9 protein-coding genes are annotated in these 22,096 nt (G+C 44.0%); 3 read left to right on the forward strand and 6 right to left on the reverse strand.

Annotated elements, in window-relative coordinates; all coding sequences use genetic code 11:
* Positions 1 to 15 precede the first annotated feature (15 nt).
* Positions 16 to 12,834, reverse strand: a complete 12,819-nt coding sequence (locus L1D37_RS16835; RefSeq protein WP_345779448.1) for an Ig-like domain-containing protein — start codon at positions 12,832 to 12,834, stop codon at positions 16 to 18.
* A gap of 254 nt (positions 12,835 to 13,088) precedes the next feature.
* On the opposite strand from L1D37_RS16835, the gene L1D37_RS16845 reads away from it, so the two are divergent.
* A complete protein-coding gene (locus L1D37_RS16845) occupies positions 13,089 to 14,936 on the forward strand; it encodes a M3 family metallopeptidase (protein ID WP_239848544.1) in 1,848 nt (615 codons plus the stop codon).
* A gap of 107 nt (positions 14,937 to 15,043) precedes the next feature.
* Here L1D37_RS16845 and L1D37_RS16850 read toward each other — a convergent pair whose 3' ends face one another.
* From L1D37_RS16850 to L1D37_RS16860, 3 genes are all read right to left on the reverse strand, one after another.
* A complete protein-coding gene (locus L1D37_RS16850; RefSeq protein ID WP_176679383.1) occupies positions 15,044 to 15,355 on the reverse strand; it encodes a hypothetical protein in 312 nt (103 codons plus the stop codon).
* Positions 15,356 to 15,572: 217 nt separating this feature from the next.
* Positions 15,573 to 16,613, reverse strand: a complete 1,041-nt coding sequence (locus tag L1D37_RS16855; RefSeq protein ID WP_239848545.1) for a porin — start codon at positions 16,611 to 16,613, stop codon at positions 15,573 to 15,575.
* A gap of 155 nt (positions 16,614 to 16,768) precedes the next feature.
* Positions 16,769 to 17,689, reverse strand: a complete 921-nt coding sequence (locus L1D37_RS16860; protein WP_239848551.1) for a DUF3187 family protein — start codon at positions 17,687 to 17,689, stop codon at positions 16,769 to 16,771.
* Between the two features lie 259 nt (positions 17,690 to 17,948).
* Here L1D37_RS16860 and L1D37_RS16865 point away from each other — a divergent pair, with 259 nt between their 5' ends.
* On the forward strand, positions 17,949 to 18,743 hold the full coding sequence (locus L1D37_RS16865) for a LuxR C-terminal-related transcriptional regulator (RefSeq protein ID WP_017630110.1): 795 nt from the start codon (positions 17,949 to 17,951) through the stop codon (positions 18,741 to 18,743).
* 22 nt (positions 18,744 to 18,765) lie between these two features.
* Here the strand turns inward: L1D37_RS16865 and L1D37_RS16870 are convergent, their stop codons facing one another.
* Together L1D37_RS16870 and L1D37_RS16875 are read right to left on the reverse strand one after the other, a co-directional pair.
* Positions 18,766 to 19,599, reverse strand: coding sequence for a RecX family transcriptional regulator (locus tag L1D37_RS16870; RefSeq protein WP_239848546.1), 834 nt, complete (start codon positions 19,597 to 19,599; stop codon positions 18,766 to 18,768).
* Positions 19,600 to 19,763: 164 nt separating this feature from the next.
* The gene (locus tag L1D37_RS16875) at positions 19,764 to 21,368 is read right to left on the reverse strand and encodes a mechanosensitive ion channel family protein (protein ID WP_017630109.1); all 1,605 of its coding nucleotides are present in this window, start codon (positions 21,366 to 21,368) and stop codon (positions 19,764 to 19,766) included.
* Positions 21,369 to 21,620: 252 nt separating this feature from the next.
* On the opposite strand from L1D37_RS16875, the gene L1D37_RS16880 reads away from it, so the two are divergent.
* On the forward strand, positions 21,621 to 21,869 hold the full coding sequence (locus tag L1D37_RS16880) for a hypothetical protein (protein ID WP_210442077.1): 249 nt from the start codon (positions 21,621 to 21,623) through the stop codon (positions 21,867 to 21,869).
* The last annotated feature ends 227 nt before the right edge of the window (positions 21,870 to 22,096 follow it).

A 22,096-nucleotide genomic window follows, 5' to 3' on the forward strand; every position in this document is an offset into this window, starting at 1 on the left:
GACTGTACATCTAACTTACAGCGTTAAATTATTGTCTTCTATCATTTTTTGCAAAATTTGTGCTTCTAATGCACTGCTGCTGTCACCTTGATACAGATCATCGTACGTGACATCGGCAAGTAAGATGTTTTGTTGAACGTCTTCATCGCCATTCGGTTTGATTGAAATGGTTACGCCTTCTCCAGATTCTTCTAAATCTAGGTATTGTGTTGCTCCTACTCCGGTATTCAGCCCAAGGCTTCCTAGAATACCTGAGAGGTCAATTGCATCGGTATTTGGAGACGCATCAAAATCTTGAACCACATCGTAGCTTGGAGCTTCTGTACTTCCTAAACCTGACGATTCAAATACAAAATTATCCGAGCCTGCGCCGCCAATCAGTAGGTCGTTGTCCTCTGTTGCGGTAATCGTAGAGTCTCCTTCAGCGACAAATTCAACCGATACCGTTTGAGGCAAACCTACCGCTTGGTTGTTGCCTATCTCTGCAGACGGCTCAATCGTTAGCTCAAATTGATCACCACTGTTGTATCCCCCTGTTATCGCTAGGTTAGGCACATCAGCCAGGTCCACCACGTACTGTCCGCCGACCATCGAACCATGAGAGAAGGTCAAACCTACAGGTATGTCATAGATGGTGATAAACCCCTCTTCGGAATCAGCGGGGTTAACCAAAGAAAGATCTAAGCCTAGAGGAATCGTGCCGCTTGCTTCCGCGACTATTGATGGGTATTCAACGCTCAGTAACGGAGCGTCAGGTTCTGGTGTGATAACAAGTGTCATGTCTTGAGAGCTTGGGTCACCCGTGTCGACCACTAACTCACCAAGTACAGTATTTTGATCGACCGTTCGGCCTGTAATCGTAATATCGAGATTGCCAAACGCATCGCCTGCAAAGAATTCGAGCTCATCGACAGAGCTTGCTTTTACGATAATCGTCGCCTGTATAATGCCACCAACACTGGTGAAAGAACTGGTTTCAGAGCCAATTCGAATTCGATCTAGCCCAACTAAACCTGATGGATCCGAAGTCGAATTCACCGTGACCGTAATTGATAAGAATTCATCACTATTCGTCTCAAAGCTATTCGCATCAAGTGGAATAACAATGCCTTCATCTTCACTGCCCGTCAGTTGTTCAGGTAAATCGAAGAACTCAACCTTGTCACCAATAGGGTTCACACCGACCGTGAATTCAGATTCGGTATAACGAATTTCTGTGGTGCCGATTTCTTGAGTAATCGCCTCAAGTACAAGATTCATGTCACCACTGAAATCTCTTGGCGGCATGATAACGAGGTCTGCGAGCTGACTTGGATCTAACTGCCACTCATAAGTTGGATTACCATCAAAGGTACCGCCATCAACACCATTATTCGGTACCAATTCGTAACTATCGCCCACTTTTATCGCGACAATTGCGCCTTCAGGCACGCCTTTCAATGCCAAGGACATATTTTCAGAGCCGTCTTGGTCAATCAGCTCTGCGCTAAGTGATGACAATGAAATATAGTTGTCTTCATCGCCGACAACATCTTGCGTTATTAAGTTTGCCGCATCAGCAACAGGTTCAACGGTGATCGTCACTACGGTCGTTTTATCTTGTGTATCCGTTTCAGTTACGCAATCCGCTTCATCGGTAATATTAGCTGTTACCGTTAAGGTAATTTCACCACTGTAGTGTTCTGGTGGCGTCACCAACACATCACTCAAGCGGCTAGGATCGTTTACCGTCCATGTGCCATTGCCGTTATCAACCAACAAGCCAGTATCGGCGGGGCTTTCCGACAGTGTCACGCCATTTGATACTGTAATGGTCAGAGAGTTAACAGTCTCTTTACCAGTAGCGCTGTTGCCTTCACCCGTGATTAACTGGCCGTCTTCAACGCTATCTCCAAGAACAAGCTCAAGGTTAAGATCCGTAGTGATGTCTTCTTGGATTGTTGTCGAATCCGTTGCAACCGTAATGTCATCGACAACAGGCAGTACTTGAATACTGATCGTTTGATTTGTCGTGACTGTATCACCATTACACGGTGAGGTTTCGACCGTCTCTATAGTAAAATCAATACATCCTGCAAAGTCTTCATCTAACCCAGTTAGCGTTAACTTCGATAGGCCATCAGCAGTAATCGAGTAACCAACCACTTCGCCAGCCGCGTCATATTCCGCAATAACACCATCACCTGAAATCTCGACACCTTCAGGCAGAGAGTCAGCAGGAATATAGAATGAGATAGTGTTGTCTGGGTCACTGGCAACATCAGTATTTAATAAACCCGTTAGATCGATATCTTCACCTTCTGGCGTTTTAATATCGCCATCCGGTTGGATTGGACTTGGTGGGCCAACAGGGTCGCAAGAGCCGCCCCCGCCGTCATGACCAGTGATCTGGATTTGGAATGAGGTATCAATATATTTCGAATCTTCGCCATCAATAACCCGAGCACGCACCACAATATCTAATACAGGGGTGTCGCTTGGGCTAGAGATCGTCATACCGCTCAGGATTTCTTGAGCCAGTTCTTGGATAGAATCACTCGTAAGGCCGTTCGCAGAGATGATCCAGTTTCCTGAAATATCTTGAGCGGCTCCGTTCGGGTGGTCAATAATCAAAGAATAACCATCAGGTACATCGATCAAGATATAATCTAAGTATTCTGAGCCATCCATATCAGCATCAACAAAAGTAACCGCATCTGACACGTTGACCGAAGAACCGTCATCACTGGTGTACAGCTGACCCGAACTTTCTAAACGTGTATCTGACTCGACCCTCGCATCAACGGTGACACTAATGGATCCCGAGATATCTTTTACATCGGTCGCGCCGGTTGGCGACGTATCTGTCACTTCATAAATAATTGGGATTGAGAACATGCCGCTCAAATCTTCCGTTGCCGTTACCGACAATCTGCCGCTGTTTAAAAGCTCCGATAATGTTGGCGTCGTGCTATCCAATAGGCTCTCTAAATCCAAACCTGTATCAGGAACGGCAATCACACTGCCATCAAAGTAGAGAGTCAGATCAGCAGGAAGACTATCAATCACATACCCAGTTAAAGACTCACTGCCATCGACATCTTGATTTACAGATGGCTCAAGGTTCAATCCGATTTGGCTGTCTTCAATCCCTTGAGTGCTCACCGTTTGACCATCTTCTTGATCGACAACAGGCGCTAACTCTACCTTCAAGGTCATCGGGAATTCGCCCGAATCACCGTCAGGTTCAGTTGAGATCGCAATAACGGTAAGTTCCAGTTCCCCACTGAAATCAGCAACTGGCTTAAGATACAAATCATTCAATTGTGCATTAGAGACTTGGAATACTGCGCCAGTAACATCATCGATATAAGCAATCGTCAGTGACACTGGTTCACCCAGAGCATCTACCAACAAAGTGCCTTCAGGGATGTTGGTCAGCAGTATGTTGATCTCTTCTGAAACATCGTCGTCTGAGGTTTGAACAACAAAGTCGAGTCGAATCAAACCATCTTCATTGAGAACAGATTGATTGCTGATGACTTTAGTGTCGCTATCATATTCCCAGTGTGCATTACCTCCGTCCACGACAACTGGCTCGTCCACCACACCTTTGAGGAAAATATTGATGGTTTTGGTGTCGCTAAGCGCAGTCACATTAACAGGGTCTAACGAGTCAATGGTTGATTCATAAGAAACGGCAGTCACGTTAATGAATAGGTCTTCCGTAAAGGAGCTGATGTCTTCTTTTGGTATTAAATAAGCGGTGCCGTTCTCTATCGCTTCAGCAGAAACGAGATAAGTATTAGGACCAATTAGGTCAAACAATCCACCTTGAATCGCCCAACCGTCTTGCACTTCAATCTGATAACTTAACGATTCAGAACCATCGGTATCAGTCAACGCACCATTGATTACGTTCTTTAAGAAGATGCTTTCATCTTCAAGACCTTTGTAATCTTTAACAGATAAAATTGGCGTATCCGCATCCGGTGAGATCTCAACGACTACAGTATTAACAATATCGGCAGTTCTATCATCTGGATCCGCAAAGGTATTTCCGGCTTCAGTCGCAATCGCAGTAATTTCAAATTCAAATCGACCCGCTAAATTTTCATCAGCTCTGATTTCCATTTTGTCGATTTGATTCTGAGTGTACTCCTTACCCTCTTTAACGGCATTTCCGTTCAAGGTGATATTCAGACCATCTGGAATACCACTTATCGTATAAGTTAGTGTTTCCGACGAATCTTGGTCAACGAGTTGAGCGGTAATATCAAGCTTGATAGGGTCGGCATCATCTTCCACTGATTGATAAGTGAAGACCGAATCAGACCAATCAGGTGCGTCAGCTACAGGTAAAACAGAAACAGCAATATCAGCGGTCAGCTCTTTTGGTACAGTGTCGGTACTAATGATGGCATTGATCGCCAAAATAACCGTCGACGTAGTATTGGATTCATGCAGAGCTGGACGATAGGTCAACTGTCCATTTGGGCCAGTAAACTGGCTATCAATCGCTGCTAACTGACTTCCAGACAAGGTGACTTTGCCGTCGACAACTTGAAGCAATACGCCATCGAGGTACAAGCTACCACCGTTTAGCGATGCTTCGGAGAACTCGATAGCCGTAACAGTTTCGCTTTGGTCTATATCTCCTGTTGAGACACTGACGACAATAATCGCGTCGTTATCTTCTGTGGTTTCCGAATCTTCATAACGAATAAAACCTTCGTTATCATCCAGTATGAGCTCAGCGTTACTAATGACTTCATCGCCATCGGCATCTCGAACCAAATAGTCAATGTCATCTACGATTTTGGGATCGTCAGGGTCAGTCGTTACATTCGGGTTCGTCGTTAGCTGGTAGCTACCATCAGATGAGAGGGTAAACTGACCGTATACGCTACCACTATCAAAATCGTTGATTAGATCAATAGTTATTGGAGTATCAGCATCTACAAAGGTGTAGGTAGTACCGCGATAATCGAAACTAATAATGATTGCGCCATCAGCACCAGCAAACTCTTCCGTTAAAAACTGTCCGCTAAGGTTATCGCCTTCCACTAATTCAATAGAACCACTTCGCGCAGTTGGAACTGCGTCAGTTACGTTAACAGAATAAATGGCGGGATCAGAGCTATCACCGTCGGCATCTGTGACAACCAATTCAAAATTCACAGCAAGGTTATTTTCACCATCACCCGTGGCATGATCGAGCGGTCCATAAAGGTTAAACTCAGTAGTGCCATCGTTATTGAAGCGAATTCGGAAGATATCGTTACCCGACGAGTCTTGCGCGTAATACCAACCATCGGCATTCACTTCCTGTAAGGAGATTGTTCGCCCGCCACTGGTGTAACCGAGAGCATCAAATGCATCGATATTAATTGATACGGAAGCAATATCGTCTGAGCCTTGAATAATGGATATTGACGGACTCGGCTCTTCAGTACCGGCTTGTTCGTTGTCACCAATGAGTCCATCTTCATCAACAGATATACTGCCTACAATTGAGAATGCAGGATCTTTACCATCGTATATTTTAATGTCGGATTCTTGCGTGGAACGTGAGCCATCAGAATCAACCACCACAACTGTTGTCGGAATGCTCAATTCAGTATCTTTTAGTCCTGTACCATGATCGATGGATCGGTATAGGTCTATCTCAACAGTAACCGTACCGGACGCATTAGCTTCTAGGAAATAGTCCGAAGGCAAGCGAATCTGCATAATGACATCGCCATTACTCAATATCGCATCAAAACTGCCATCGCCATTATCTCTCCAAGTTAACGCTTCACTATTATGAGTAACGGCTTCCCCGTCACCATCTAGAACCGCCTGACCGTTTGTCACATCAATACCAAGATAAACGATAGGATCATGTGACGCAGTGATATCCAAATTAACTACAGCACTTTGTTTTACGCCATCTGGGGTCGTATTGGCGATAGGGGTTTCAGACAATTCAACCGTGCCACTCCCGATGAATGGTTCACCACCATCAGTAATCGAGACGTTGAGATCTAGTTTGGTATTATCGTTATCTGAATCACGAGCAGTAACGGTAAAAGGAAGAGAATCTGTACCATTAGTTTGGTCTAAGCCTTTGTAGAGTGTGAAGACGTAATCCACACTGCTATCTACATCATCTGATACCGGCGCGGCGAAACTCACCGTAAAGGCAACATCACCACCAGCGACTGGCCCTGCGTAGCCAGTCAATAATGTACCATCCTCAGAAACGGTGTAATAAATCTGCTCGCCGCCACTAAAGAGCTGAGGTTGATCGGCTAACTCAAAGAACACGCTATCTAAGTAATCACTGCCAATCCCGACACTGAAAGTTCCGGTGCTACTCACCTCACCAACAGGATCGTTGCTTAGATCAGACTCGTTAACTGAAGCATTTGAATCGAGAATTAAACTCGGATCATTACCATCCTCGATCACCCATGATATTTGACCATTTTCTAAAGCAGTACCATCGGTGTCTGTACCAATAATATTTAACGGAATCGTGAGTAAATCACTGGTCAGCACATGGTCGAGTGGGCGTTCAATCACCAATACGATATCAGCAAGTACATTATTCCCATCGACCGTTGTCGTCATTGAAAACGAAAACACATCCTCGTCACCTTGCTTGGCTGTAATAGTACGACCGTCAGCGCTGAGGGTGTAAGAAAGTGCCGTAGAATCTCCTCCCGAAGTAATTCCTAATGCTTCTAATTGTGCTACGGTTTCAGGACTAAATTGTATCGAGTCTGGGTCTGGATTATCCGAACCACCTAATATCGTAAATTGAGCGTTGATGGTTTGCGCTCCAGTGGTCACATCGACTTCCGTTACCGTTTTCGAATCATCCAATACCTGTCCTGCGGCACCATCAGTGATATCAATAGTCGCCGTGGCAGAACCGAAATCACCGCTGGAATCAGCGGCAACATAATTGAAAGTAACGGTATGGTCTTGGGTGTGGTCTAAGTTTCGATTGGCTTCAAAGGTCCACTGACCATTGGCAAATACCATTAATACACCATCACCTGTATTAAATACCGCAGGAGTTGCACCTGATATATCCTTACTAACACCTCCCACTTCGACACTACTAATGGTCAACGCGGTATCAAGGTCAATATCGTTGCTCAGAACGTTACCTGATGATGTTTCACCTTCAACCATCGTGTAAGACTCATCGAACAACAAAGGCTCAGAATCTAAAATCGTAATAGGTAGTTCACCTAAAACTAGCTCAGTAGTTCCATCGTCATCAATTTGTAGACCTTCGATAATGATCGCCGTTTGAAGCAACTCTTCGCCAGCTTGTTGGTCAACCGCTTGAAAGAAGGTGATCTCAACGGTATCTCCGACAATTTTTGCTTCGAATACCAGTGTTCCATCGGTTCGTGTTGCTTTTAATACCTGCCCGTCAGACTCCAATGCAATGGCAATAGATTGGCCTTGAGACGTGATACCTTCGGCAGAAACTTGATTTGCACTAAAGGCAAACTCGTCAGCAAACTGAATATTGATATCAGCAACTTGGGTTTGATCTCCGAAGATCCCGACCGTACTTTCAGAAAATGAGACTGAACCTGGCAATACAATACTTGGCATGTCATCACTGGCTTCATTACCAATCGAGTTAACAACTCTCGCATCGATAATCCACTCAGTCGATGGGTCTAAGGTAGAGACATCAATATTCTCAACTAGCCAGCCACCGGACGCATCAACTACACCTTCAAAAGTCAGCGTTTGCGTACCATCATTGATCTCTATGTAGACAGGTAAACCTTCGGATACATCGGTCGTTCCCTGCATGGTGGTTAAATCACCACTACGAAAATCTAAGATGTTGAAACCAGATAAGGTATCAATATCGATAATAGGTGGGACGGTATCAATTTGTCCTGTCGAGTCAGTGCCCGTTGTTTCATTACCTGCAATATCAACGGTAACTGCTTCTACGGTAATGTTGCCATCCGCAAATGCAGACAGATCGACATCATCGATGCTCCAAGCACCCGCAACAACCACGGTTTGTAACGTGATAGACTGATTATTGCTATCGGTAACCGTGACGGTAATAGGTTGTCCTTCTTCGACATTTTGTACAACACCTTGTAGGCGAACGGATTGAACTTCCTCGGTGTTGAGTATGTTGTCGGCGTCATCGAATTCTGCTGTGATACTGGCTAGTGTATCTTTCACTATGGTGTCGCTAGAAGTGACCGTATTTCCCGCGACATCCGTGACACTTGCTTCAACGGTCAAAATGCCTTCTGCAAACCCCGAGTAGTCTTGGCCTGTTAGCGTCCATTCACCACCGGTCACTATCGCGGTATAATTTTCTGACTTGCCATCAACATCAGTGATAATGATTGAAACTTCTTGGCCATCTTCAACATTGGTCATCGAGCCAACTAATGCGCCATTACTGACCTCAGCAGAGTTGTAATACTCATCACCAAAACCATCGAAATTGACACTGATGTCCGCTAACGTATCTTTCACTATGGTGTCGCTAGAAGTAGCAGTATTACCTGCAATGTCGGTAACTGTAGCCTCTACAGTCAAGATACCTTCTGCAAAACTCGAATAGTCTTGGTCGACTAATGTCCATTCACCACCAGTGACTGTCGCGGTATAATTTTCTGACTTGCCATCAATATCGGTGATGGTGATAGTAACTTCTTGGCCATCTTCAACATTGCTCACCGTGCCAACTAATGCGCCATTACTGACCTCAGCAGAGTTGTAATACTCATCACCAAAACCATCGAAATTGACACTGATGTCCGCTAACGTATCTTTGACGATAGTATCGCTAGAAGTAGCAGTATTACCAGCAACGTCCGTAACTGTAGCCTCTACAGTCAAGATACCTTCTGCAAAACTCGAATAGTCTTGGTCGACTAATGTCCATTCACCACCAGTGACTGTCGCGGTATAATTTTCTGACTTGCCATCAACATCGGTGATGGTGATAGTAACTTCTTGACCATCTTCAACATTGGTCACCGTGCCAACTAATGCGCCATTACTGGCCTCGACAGAGTTGTAATACTCGTCACCAAAACCATCGAAATTGACACTGATGTCCGCTAACGTATCTTTGACGATAGTATCGCTAGAAGTAGCAGTATTGCCTGCAACGTCGGTAACTGTAGCCTCTACAGTCAAGATACCTTCTGCAAAACCCGAATAGTCTTGGTCGACTAATGTCCATTCACCACCGGTCACTGTCGCGGTATAATTTTCTGACTTGCCATCAACATCGGTGATGGTGATTGATACTTCTTGGCCATCTTCAACATTGGTCACCGTACCAACTAGTGTGCCATTACTGATCTCGGCGGAGTTGTAATACTCGTCACCAAAACCATCGAAATTGACACTGATGTCCGCTAACGTATCTTTGACGATGGTATCGCTAGAATTGGCAGTATTGCCTGCAACATCCGTAACCGTAGCCTCTACAGTCAAAATACCTTCTGCAAAGCCCGAGTAGTCTTGGCCTGTCAGCGTCCATTCACCATCGGTGACTGTAGCGGTATAATTTTCTAACTTGCCATCAACATCCGTTATCGTGATTGATACTTCTTGGCCATCTTCAACATTGGTTACCGTGCCAACTAATGCGCCATTACTGACCTCAGCAGAGTTGTAATACTCGTCACCAAAACCATCGAAATTGACACTGATGTCCGCTAACGTATCTTTCACTATGGTGTCGCTAGAAGTAGCAGTATTACCTGCGATGTCGGTAACTGTAGCTTCTACCGTTAAGGTGCCTTCAGCGAAGGCTGAATAATCTTGGCCGATTAATGTCCATTCACCACCAGTGACTGTCGCGGTATAATTTTCTGACTTGCCATCAACATCAGTGATAATGATTGAAACTTCTTGGCCATCTTCAACATTGGTCACCGTGCCAACTAATGCGCCATTACTGACCTCGACAGAGTTGTAATACTCATCACCAAAACCATCAAAATCGACACTGATGTCCGCCAACGTATCTTTTACGATAGTATCGCTAGAAGTAGCAGTATTGCCTGCAACGTCAGTAACTGTAGCCTCTACAGTCAAGATACCTTCTGCAAAACCCGAATAGTCTTGGCCAACTAATGTCCATTCACCACCGGTGACTATCGCGGTATAATTTTCTGACTTGCCATCAACATCGGTGATAGTAATTGAAACTTCTTGGCCATCTTCAACATTAGTCACCGAGCCAACTAGTGTGCCATTGCTGACCTCGGCAGAGTTGTAACACTCATCACCAAAACCATCAAAATCGACACTGATGTCCGCCAACGTATCTTTGACAATTGTGTCACTGGAGGTCGCTGTATTGCCCGCAATGTCGGTAACCGTAGCTTCTACCGTTAAAGTGCCTTCTGCGAAGGCTGAATAATCTTGGTCTGTTAGCGTCCATTCACCACCGGTCACTGTCGCGGTATAATTTTCTGACTTGCCATCAACATCAGTGATAATGATTGAAACTTCTTGGCCATCTTCAACATTGGTCACCGTACCAACTAATGCGCCATTACTGACCTCGGCAGAGTTGTAATACTCATCACCAAAACCATCGAAGTTGACACTGATGTCCGCTAACGTATCTTTCACTATGGTGTCGCTAGACGTAGCAGTATTACCTGCAACGTCCGTAACCGTTGCTTCAACCGTTAACGTACCTTCCGCGAAGGCTGAATAATCTTGACCAGTGAGAGTCCATTCACCACCGGAAACTGTCGCGGTATAATTTTCTGACTTGCCATCAACATCGGTGATAGTAATTGAAACTTCTTGGCCATCTTCAACATTAGTCACCGAGCCAACTAGTGTGCCATTGCTGACCTCGGCAGAGTTGTAATACTCATCACCAAAACCATCAAAATCGACACTGATGTCCGCCAACGTATCTTTTAATATTGTGTCCACTGAAGTCGCCGTGTTTCCTGCGATATCCGTAACACTGGCTTCAACCGTTAATTCACCTTCGGCAAAACTAGAGTAATCTTGATCAGTAAGCGTCCATGTACCGCCTGAAACCGTTGTTGAATAATCTAAAGATGTGCCTGCACTATCAGTGATGGTAATAGAGATTGTTTGACCGTCTTCAACATTGCCAACAGTACCAACCAACACACCATTCAGGACCTCTGTTTGGTTGTAAACCTCATCGTCAGATCCAGAGAACTCAACTCCAATCTCCACTAACGTATCTTTAATAATGGTGTCAGTGGACGAAATAGTATTACCCGCTATATCTGTAATACTCGCGACGACGGTCAACTCACCTTCTGCAAAGCCAGAATAATCTTGGTCTTTTAAGCTCCATAAATTGCCTGAAACAACCGAGGTGTAGTCGACAGAAAAACCGTTACTATCAGTAATCGTTATGTTTATCGCCTGACCATCTTCAATATTGAATGTGGCACCGATAAGGGCACCCTTACTCACTTCACTTTGATTGTAATAGTTGTCACCGAAACCATCGAACCGAACGAGAATTCTATCCAGAGTATCTTTAACAATGGTGTCTGTAGCGGTGGTAGGGTTGCCAGCTATATCCATGGTGCTTGCGACTACAGTAAGTTCACCTTCTGCGAAGTTTGAATAGTCTTGATTTACTAATGTCCAACTGTCGCCAGACACAACTGTCGAATAATTTACGGATAAGCCTTCACTATCCGTTATTGTGATTGAGATTGTTTGCCCATCTTCGACATTTGAAACAGTACCAACCAAAGCTCCATTATTTACTTCTAATTCATTATAAAACTCATCACCAAAGCCATCGAAGTCAACATCAATACTCGCAATCGTATCCTTAACGATGGTATCGGTCGCTGTGGTTGGGTTTCCGGCAATATCGATAGTGCTGGCGACGACGGTAAGTTCACCTTCGGCGAAATTGGAGTAATCTTGATTTTCGAGCGTCCAGCTATTCCCTGAAACTACCGTTGAATAGCTTACTGACAGACCTTCACTGTCTGTAATCGTAATTGAGATAGTTTGACCATCTTCAACATTGGTTACTGTACCTACCAAGGCACCATTATCGACTTCGAATTTGTTGTAAAACTCATCACCAAAACCATCAAAGTCGACATCAATTGTCGCTAGAGTGTCTTTGATTGTGGAATCGTTTGCAGTAATGCTATTGCCAAAGTCATCGGCGATGATCGCGTCGACCTTAAGGTCACCTTCCGCCAGCGAAGAAAGATCGACGCCATTAACGACATAGGTTTCGTCATTTGTGATTGCGATCGTGGTGACTTTGTTGCCATTAACATCGGTGATAGTCAGAACAACCGTACGTCCATCTCGAACATCAACGGCGGTACCTGTAATCGTGACAGAAGGTACTTCGAACTGGTTTTCATAACCGTCACCACCATCCAAAATATCGACGGTTAATATTGCACTCGGTAACAATACATCGAGTTCGCCATCGTTGGATGTTGTGTCTTCTTCAAAATATTCAGTCGGGCGAGTGTCAAAACCAGCTTCTGCCAGCGTTTCGTCTAATGTGGAGCGGACATAAGCAATAAAAGAAGCGCTGGCGCTAGGTTGATCATTGGCGGAGTTCTGTTGCTGAGGATCGCTTTCGATATTGTTGACAAGCTGAGTAACCACCTCTTCCAACTGTTGTTCTACAGCGGCTATTTGCGGTTCGGTGAGAGGTTGAGTTTGGTCCAAATTCTGAGGCTCTATGCTCACAACTTGCACACCTTCAACTTTAGGTTGTGATGCGGGCACCTGAAGCCAAGTACCATCAGCCAGCACCTGCCATACAACGCCACCAACTTCGATATATAAAATAGGATCCATCCTAAACCTCTTCCTTACAAAAACGCTGACATTGAGAACATCAATTTACTCAATAAAAAGGGATAAAAATCAGCGAACATTCCCTAAACAATACTAGCAAAAAACAAAACATTAACAGTTCATTAATTATCACTCATACGCCGTAATGTAAACCGACATCTTGTGACTTACATTCCGATATACGCAATGTCACAAAATACATCGTATGAATGTGTCATAATCTTGAAATTCAAGCGTTATTTTCAAGGAATATCATGACTGCTACGAACTATCTCAACGAATTGAATCAAAAGTATCTTGCGACTCATAAAGCAAAAGAAGACTTCTTTTGGGATACTTACATGGGAATAAGTGACGACCATGATGGCTCGACACAAGCGCAAACTCAGTGGACCGAGTTTCTTAGTGCAGCTGAACAAATTACGGCTATCGAAAAGCACATTTCTGCCATTGACGAGATTCAAGACGTTCAAGAAAAAGAGAGCACGTTAACAGGGCTAAATGGCTGGTTAGCCACCTTTAGATCTCACGCTATCGAATCCCAACAATCTCAGGCGCTAAAAGCAGACCTCATCAAGTTCGAAGCAGAGCTGTTTGAGAAAAAACAGAATCACGTGATGACGTACGTTAATGAAGCGGGTGAGGAAACAGAAGGATCGTTACCGGTTCTCGGTTCAGCAGTAAGAACCAATAACAATGAAAAAGTTAGGCTTTCGGCGCATCAAGCACTATTAGGACTTGAACAATGGCTTCTGGCTAATGGTTTCATTGAGCTCATCCAAAAGCGTAATCAATTTGCTCAATCACTGGGTTTTAAGACCTTTTTTGATTACTCAGTCGTGAAAACTGAACAGATGACGACCGAGCAGCTGTTTACGATTCTGGATGACTTTGAAGCTCGTACACGCGATAGCCATCAAAAAAGTCTAACGAACTTAGCTCAGCAGAAAGACACAAGTGCACTCGAAGCGCATAACTTTACCTACTCTTTTGCTGGTGACGTTATGAATGACTTAGACCCTTATGTTCCCTTTTCAAAATCACTGAGACGCTGGATAGAATCTTTCGGCCGACTGAACATCGAATACTCTCAAGCGACATTGAAATTGGATCTGCTTGATCGCAAAGGAAAATACCCAAATGGCTTCTGTCATGGGCCCATCCCTTCTTTCTATGACCAAGGTGAATGGGTTGCCGCTCAAGTGAACTTCACTAGCAACGCTAAACCCGATCAAATCGGCAGTGGTTATGATGGGATTAACACCTTGTTCCACGAAGGTGGTCACGCAGCTCATTTTGCCAACGTGAAAATGAACGCTCCTTGCTTCTCTCAAGAGTTCGCCCCAACGTCAATGGCATATGCGGAAACTCAATCGATGTTCTGCGATAGCTTGTTAAATGACGCCGATTGGCTAAAACAGTACGCGCTAAATTCAGAAGGCCAAGCTGTACCAGATGAATTGATCAAGGCCATCATTGATAACAAACAACCGTTCCGCGCTTACCAAGAACGCAGCATTCTTGTGGTTCCTTACTTTGAACGAGCTCTATACGAGATGGCTGATGAAGACCTGACGCCTGAAAAGATCACGGCGCTTGCTCGCAACAGTGAAAAGAAAATTCTAGGATTAGATTGCAGCCCTCGCCCACTGATGGCGATCCCGCACTTATTGTCTGATGAAGCATCTTGCGCATATCAAGGTTACTTGTTAGCTCATATGGCGGTGTACCAAACGCGTGCATATTTCACCGAGAAGTTTGGCTACTTAACAGATAACCCAGAGATCGGGCCTTTGTTGGCTGAGCACTATTGGCATCAAGGCAATAGCGTGAACCATAACGCGACAATACAAAGTCTTACTGGGGAAGGCTTCAATGCCAAATACCTTGCCGACGAGTGTAACTTATCACCAGAACAGGCATGGGCGATTGAAGAGCAAAAGATCAAAAAACTGGCTTCTCGTGAACGCGCACAAGTCGCTGATTTGAATGCGAAGATATCTATTGTCGACGGGCCAACTGAATTAGCGAATAACGCAAAGTCGAATGACCAAATGTGTGATGATTTTGAGCAGTTTATTGTAGAGCAATACGGGCGATAATCAGCGTGTAAGGTCAGCAAGCCCCTACGCTCTAAAAAATCAGAAGCAAAAAAGCTAAAACGCAAAAAGGACGATATTTCATCGTCCTTTTCTTTTAAATCTTGGCACTACATCGAAACGCAAGCTGACCGAATTTCGGTATCAAACTCAATATCAACCGATTCAATGCTTCTCAAAGACTTTCTATGGATGCCGTACACCTGCCCCGTCAAAACAATATAAAACTTCTCAGTTTTAAGTAGCTCCCACGCTTCATCTAAAGATTCAACGTACACCTTGTTTTGCGAGTCTTGCGGGCGAGTACCAGCAACTCTTCCATGCTTACGTGCTAATTCAAACAATCCATTGCGATTAGGTTTACACGTAAACAGAGTGTCATTGCCATAAATGACACCCTTGCCAGTCATACTCTTAACCATTGTATTTCTCCAGATAATAATCCACTCGTCAAACTTGAGTGGCATACCACATGTCGAACAGTGGATGCTTAAGCCGCACAAAGAAGAAAATATGGTGTAAAGACCGGGCAGCAATTACACCATAGCGTTCAATTTCGAGTATTTGAGTTCTAAGGACTTAAGTTCTTAAGTTCTTAAGTTCTTAAGTAAATCTAAGCTCTTAGAATTGCTTATGTTCTTAGAAGTAGTAGTAAGCTGCTGCGAATACGTGTGTTTCTTCGTCGTATTGCATACCAGTTGAACCAATGCGAGAGCCTTCAATGTCTTGTTTGATATCGATGCCCATGTCTGCATTTTCGGCGATACGGTACATTGCTGCGATGTTGATGTAAGAAGCATCTACATCCGCTTGTCCGTCAAGTTCGTTGTTGCTAGATGCGTAACCAGCAGCAAGCGTTAGGTCTTCAGAAACTGTGAAGCCACCTGATAGGTAGTAACCTGTGTTTTTCTCAGAATCACCCTCTTCAATCCAAGAGTTCACACCTAGCTTAAGCGCGCCAACCTTAACGTTACCTGTCACTGTGTAAACTTCGAAATCATCTTCGTAGTCACGGTTCTCGTAACCAGCGTATAGGTTGAATACTTCTTGCTCTAGACCGATGTAGCCGTTCACACCTTTGTCGAAATTATCATCGTTGCGAGAGTCTTTCGTTTCAAAGTAAGAGATACCGTAAGCGATACCGCTTGTTGCACCTTGGAACTTAACTACGTTGAATGCATCAGAAGCATCGCCAGCAGAAGCACCAAACTCGTAAGTGTTGTCGCCTGCGCCGTCGACTTTATCTAGCGCCGTGTCATTTTCCCAACCAAATGAAGCAATACCGTAACCAGTGTCAAAACCCAACCACGCTTTATCTACGTCTGTCGCAGGGCCAGTATCAATACCGTTTACCCAAGCAGATGTCGCTGCGTCGTTCGCTGCAACGTTATCGTCGGTCGTGTACTGAAGCATCATGTCCGTTTCGAAGTAACCAACAAAACGGTTGTTACGGTAACTTACCGCAAGCGTTAGGCCTGTCGCCCAATCATCGTAAAATGCTTTAGAACCTGTGTCGTAGTAACCACCAACACCGAAAGAACCTGCTACTGAGAATTGATCTTTGTGCATAGAATCAAAAGCAAACATCTCTTCATTCTGGCTGTTTTGGCTGCTTGTGTTTACAGCGAATGCTGAAGTTGAAATGCTTGCAATCGCAAGTGCTACTAATGTTTTTTTCATGGTTACCACTACCTATATATTGATTCGGCCTTGTTAGTCCGGCCTTTTGGAGTGGCGCTATTGTTCAAAAAATCACGTTATTGATATACCGTAAATTTACTGAAATTTTATAGCTTTGATGAATTAAATTACATAATGATATGTTGATATGGCTTTTATATTGAGAAGCGCAGCCCAAGCGTAAACCCGATGTCGGTACTGTTGTCCATGTTACGGATGTTTTCGATCATCAAAGCCTCAATCGCAAGTTGATGTAGGCGATAACGGTAACCCACGACCACTTCATTGGAAGGTTCAGAAAAATCTGGATCGTTACTCGCCCACCCTTGATAGTTGAGAGATTCAATAAGCAAACTATGACGCTGATTCAGTCGATACTCATACCCTACCGCCCAACTCGCGCTTACGTTTTCGAAACTTAAGTCTTCTAGGCCAACAAAGGAGTTATCACCATTTCGATGCACTAAACCGACGGTTGAAAAAATACTGTGTTTGGGTGTGATATAGCTGTAGTTAAGTTGAACGCCTTGCTCAAAACTTGTTCTCGCTAATTGTCCACTTCTTACGTTGTTGTAATACAAAGAACCACCAGCAGAGAGCGACATAGGCCCTCTGGAATACAGCAACAGCTCATTGTAAAAAGTCAGCGCATTGGTTAAGTCATCACCTTCAAAATCAGAGACATGAACGCCAGCATTATGAAAGTCCATGGTGAATTGATCTTCTGCTACCTCATTACGTCCATTCTGCCCAATGCCAAATAGGTCATGAAACCCCATCACAAAACTATCTAAGCCGTTATCTTTGGCAGTGACGACACGATAATCCAGTTCTGTTTTCCAGATGGGAGACGCTTGCCACTCAACAGCAATATTGGATTGGTTTTGGTAGTAGTCGAGCGAATAGGCTTTCGTATGAGCCCATATACTGGCCTGCGTGTAAGAGGATTTGAACTCTATCGTGCCGACTCTATTCGGTTGGGCAGAACGCAGCTGAGTTGAGAGAACGTTTGAATGAATTGGAGACTGCGCGTAAACAAACATTGGCGACGCTATGGCGCTAGGAAAAGTGAGGATCAGTATGGACGAAGTGAGTAAGACTCTAAACGCTATCACGGTTTTGCTCGATGATATAAAACGTCCGATTCTCTTAAAATCACAGACTGATTTATGCAGCAAATGTACTGCTTTTGACTAGAATAGATAGAACAAAGTGTTATAAAAAAAGAGAATTAAGAACACCTTAGTTATCTTATCGCGTTAACTTGCGCTGTCACGAGTTAACGAATATCTTCACCGCGTGAATGAATAGCCAAACTTTTAATAAGGATAAAATGTGAACGCCTCTAACCAGAGCTTTGAACAATTGTTGATGAGTCAGTCTGCAACCTTGATCAATAGTGACCCAAGGGATTTTAACGCGACTTGGTCCACTGCAAGCTTTGATGTTCTAGACTGGTTCGATATCGATAGGCTCACGCTTTACCCGAATTCGATGGTGTTACTGGAAGATGGGAAAACCTGTTCAGTTTCCAAATCGCACATCCCTTCAATCAACAAAAGAGACTTTGTTGGTTGTAACCACCTTGAATATCTAAAACTTCTTAAAACGTCCGAAACCTACTTGGAGTTTTCAGAGGCACAACTCGCGATCAGTCAAAACGATGTGTTGAGTCAAATACACAAACAAGGTGGGAAATGGCACTGTATTATCCCTCTGCAACTGTTTAACCAACGCTGGGGTGCCCTGTCTTTTACCAACTTTCATGACAACAAAACCACCTTAGGTTTTGAAGACATCAAACGACTCAAACTTGTGTGTGAAATGTGGCTTTGTTATTGGCAGCATTCAACCTTAGCGAGGACGCTGAATCAAAGCGAAAACTTGTGGGAAGATGATAGCGATAAATTGCTGTTACTTACGAAGAAGCAAACCACGGTGCTTTCCCTGATTGCTCAGGGTTTTACCGCCAAAGAGTGTGCCGATAGGTTGCACTTAAGCCCACGTACCATTGAATCCCATAAATACAGAATGCTTGGGCTAATGGAGCTCAATAATCACAACGAGTTAGTGCAGTTCGCCTTACGTAACGGCTTAGGCATCACTGAAAACCAACACACCACTCGCTAACCTTATTTAGCTTGAACCTAGCTTATTCGTTGCCTTCACTTAGCGCGAATTTAATCTCATCGGATGAAAAGCCTTTGCGGCTCAACATGGCGTAAGCCTTTGAGCGTTCCTTATGATCGTTAAGGTCATAAGATTTTTTCTGAAGCTGTTCCAAACAAGAAGAGTAAAAGTCCAATTGCTCTTCATTGATCAATCGCTCAATCAACGATGAAAGCTCAGTGGTATCAATTTGTCGCTGTCTAAGTTCTTGTTGGATAGCCGTTAAGCCTTTCCCTTTACGAGCGTACTTGAGCACTTCCTTCTCCAAATCCGCTTTGTCAGCCTTGATTTGGATATTACTTTTCAGTTCGTGCGCTTGTGGGTGCTGATCGATGGCAACTTTGACCTGCTGATAACTAAAGCCACGTTTTTGCAGTGCGGCAACCAGCTTTTCACGGCTCATGGTAAAGCTTGTGTAATAGTTGTTGATTCGCTCTATCAATATAGTCTGTTCGTCGATATTTTTTTCCGCAGAAACCTTGTGAATGGCATCAGCAATAATCGAATCGGAGAGCCCCTTCTTCTTCAGTTTCTCTACGATGTATCGAGATCCAAATTCACCGAAGAAGGCTTGTTCAGCGAATTGTTCAGCAAAATCTTGGTCGGATTTAAGATAGCCGTAACCTTTCAAGTTGCTCAAGGTTTCATTGATCCAATCTTGATTGTCCGTTTTCACTTTCAACTTCGCAATCAGCTCGCTTTCCGTCATGTCCCTTTGGGTTAAATGCCACATCGCAGAGTTCATGACACTTTCGATTCGCGTCGCTTTTCTTACCGTTGTATTTCTAGTTTTAGGGTTTTGTTGTGAATCATCCATTCGATTTCAACTATCCAGACTGAGCGTGCCCCATGATAACGTAATTCTGACTAGCGTGAAGTGACATAAAAGAACGAGATTCAGATAAACTGGCCTCCAACAAAAATGGACACCTATTCGGCGTCCATTTGATTATCACATGAAGAAATCGACTTTTAGACGAATTAACTCTCTTCGTGATTGTAGATATGCACATCTCGTTGCGGGAATGGAATCGTGATACCTTCTTCATCGAAGCGTTTCTTCACAGTTTCCGTCACATCCCAATACACATCCCAGTAATCGTCTGTCTTAACCCACGGTCTTACCACGAAGTCTACAGAAGACGTATTTAAGGTATGCAGCTTAATCATATGCTCAGGCTTTTTAAGCACTAGAGGGTGCGCAATAATGATGTCGTTCAATACTGCTTTTGCTTTATCGATGTCATCTGAATAACCGATGCCAAACACCATATCCACACGTCTCACGCGCTCTGCCGTGATGTTATTGATAACGTCACCCCAGATCTTGTTGTTCGGGATCACCAAGCGTTGGTTATCGATGGTTTGAACCGTTGTCGATACTAAGCTCATGTCTTTTACTGTGCCTTGAACGCCCGCGACTTTAACCATGTCACCAACATCGTAAGGACGGTAAATCAAGATCATCAAGCCAGACGCGAAGTTAGACAGCGTATCTTGCAATGCAAAACCGATGATGACACCCGCAACACCGAAACCGGTTAATAGCGGTGCTAGCTCTATCCCTATTTGAGATAGGGCGATAAGCAGACCGACAAACACGACTGCTTTGGATGCGATTGATACAAAGAAGTCTTGCATCAATACACTAAAGTCCATTTTAGAGTGCGAAACACTCTTACGAACCGTCTTACGAGCTACGTTTGCAATTAGGCGAGTGACATACAAAATACCGAGAAACAGAGCGAGTTTAACGATAAAAGAAGGGGTATTTTCAAAAGCCCATGAACTGAACGAACGTAGCCAACCGTCCAGTAGCTCTAGCGCGACATCCACATCCAACACATCGGCATTAATGTCGCCCGTCGTTGCTAATAGCACTCTCTTGTAAGAGGTCACATCAACGCCAAACGGTTCCATCAAGGTGATGGTTTCTTCTAAACTCGCCACCATAACGCTGGTACGCTCACTGAAGCGTTCCAGCTCCTTCTTAATGACCGCTTTCTCTTCTTCATTAACAAAAGACAGACGCGCTTCAAGATCTTGTCGCTGCGTATCAGTGTAAAGAATGGCGTTAGTCAGATATTTAGAACGAGCCACCAGCGCCGTTTTGAGATCAGCTTCAGGAACAGCAACATCAATACCACGCTCTTTTGACCAATCAAGTGTCTTAGCCAATTGTTGATAATAAACATCCATCATCCCGATTCGTTTTTGAATGCGAAGCTCAAGACGTTTCTTAGCATCACCCTCTGTCGAACGGTTTTCTTTGCTCATTGAAACGATTTTAATATCATTCAATGACAATAATTTTTGTAATAGTTCAACCTGCTGAGCAAGAACAATATTGAGTTCTTCTTTCTTATCGGATGATAACTGGGTGAATATATCTTCGCGCAAGCCTTGGTTCTTACGCCTTAATATATCTTCAAGAAAGGGTTTCTCAGCATCGTGCGCCGTTTCTAGTGTTGCCAAATCGAGCATCAACTGATCTTGTACTTGTGCTATTTTCTCGACGCTTTGTGCATAACTTCCAAATGCGACAAACGCCAACATTAACAATAGACAACGCCAAACCTTCATCATATTAATTCCTATTATTGTCTAAATTGACCCTATAAATAGTAGTAAAAAGAATATGGATAACAAGCATTTAAAGGTATGTTGTGTTAAAAATTCGCAAAATATCAGTCCGCATCTAATATTTGAGAGTTCCAATCCCCTCTTATGACCTGTAGAGTACGCAACCAACAAAGAACAACGGCCAATATCTTCACCTAGGCACATGCATTAAAATGCCTTGAATCCGATGTTGGCTCACAGCAAGAGAGCAGAAAAATGAACAACGAACTTGATGTTATTGAGTCTCTAGAAGAGCTAGAAAAATTCCTAATTTCAGTGGAAGCTGGCGGTTTGGGCCTTGAAGGGGTAGAAGGCGTAGGCATGGCAACCAATAATTCAGATGGTCGTCACTTCGTTGCTGTATTCAACAGCAGCCACAAAGTTCTACTTGCTCGTTGGATCACTCAAGAAGTGTTTGAAAATGGTAAAGACCTAGTGCGTAACGGCCCACGTCGTAATCACTAAGGTTCCCCCATGAGAAGGCTTGGAGTTCTGAACTTCAACGCTAGCGGAAGAAGCCCAATCGAGTTCTTAACGAACGGTTGGGCTTAATTATATGGTCCGCCTCACTCTCAAGCCCTTAAGCTTAGAGTAGGCTCTCAGAATGAGGTGAACCATATGTCTTCTATTCATATTTTAGGTATCGACCTAGGTAAACATTGCTTCCATGCTATCGCACATAACCGTTGTGG

Source organism: Vibrio sp. Isolate33, from assembly GCF_022397895.1.
Classification (GTDB): Bacteria; Pseudomonadota; Gammaproteobacteria; order Enterobacterales; family Vibrionaceae; genus Vibrio; species Vibrio pomeroyi.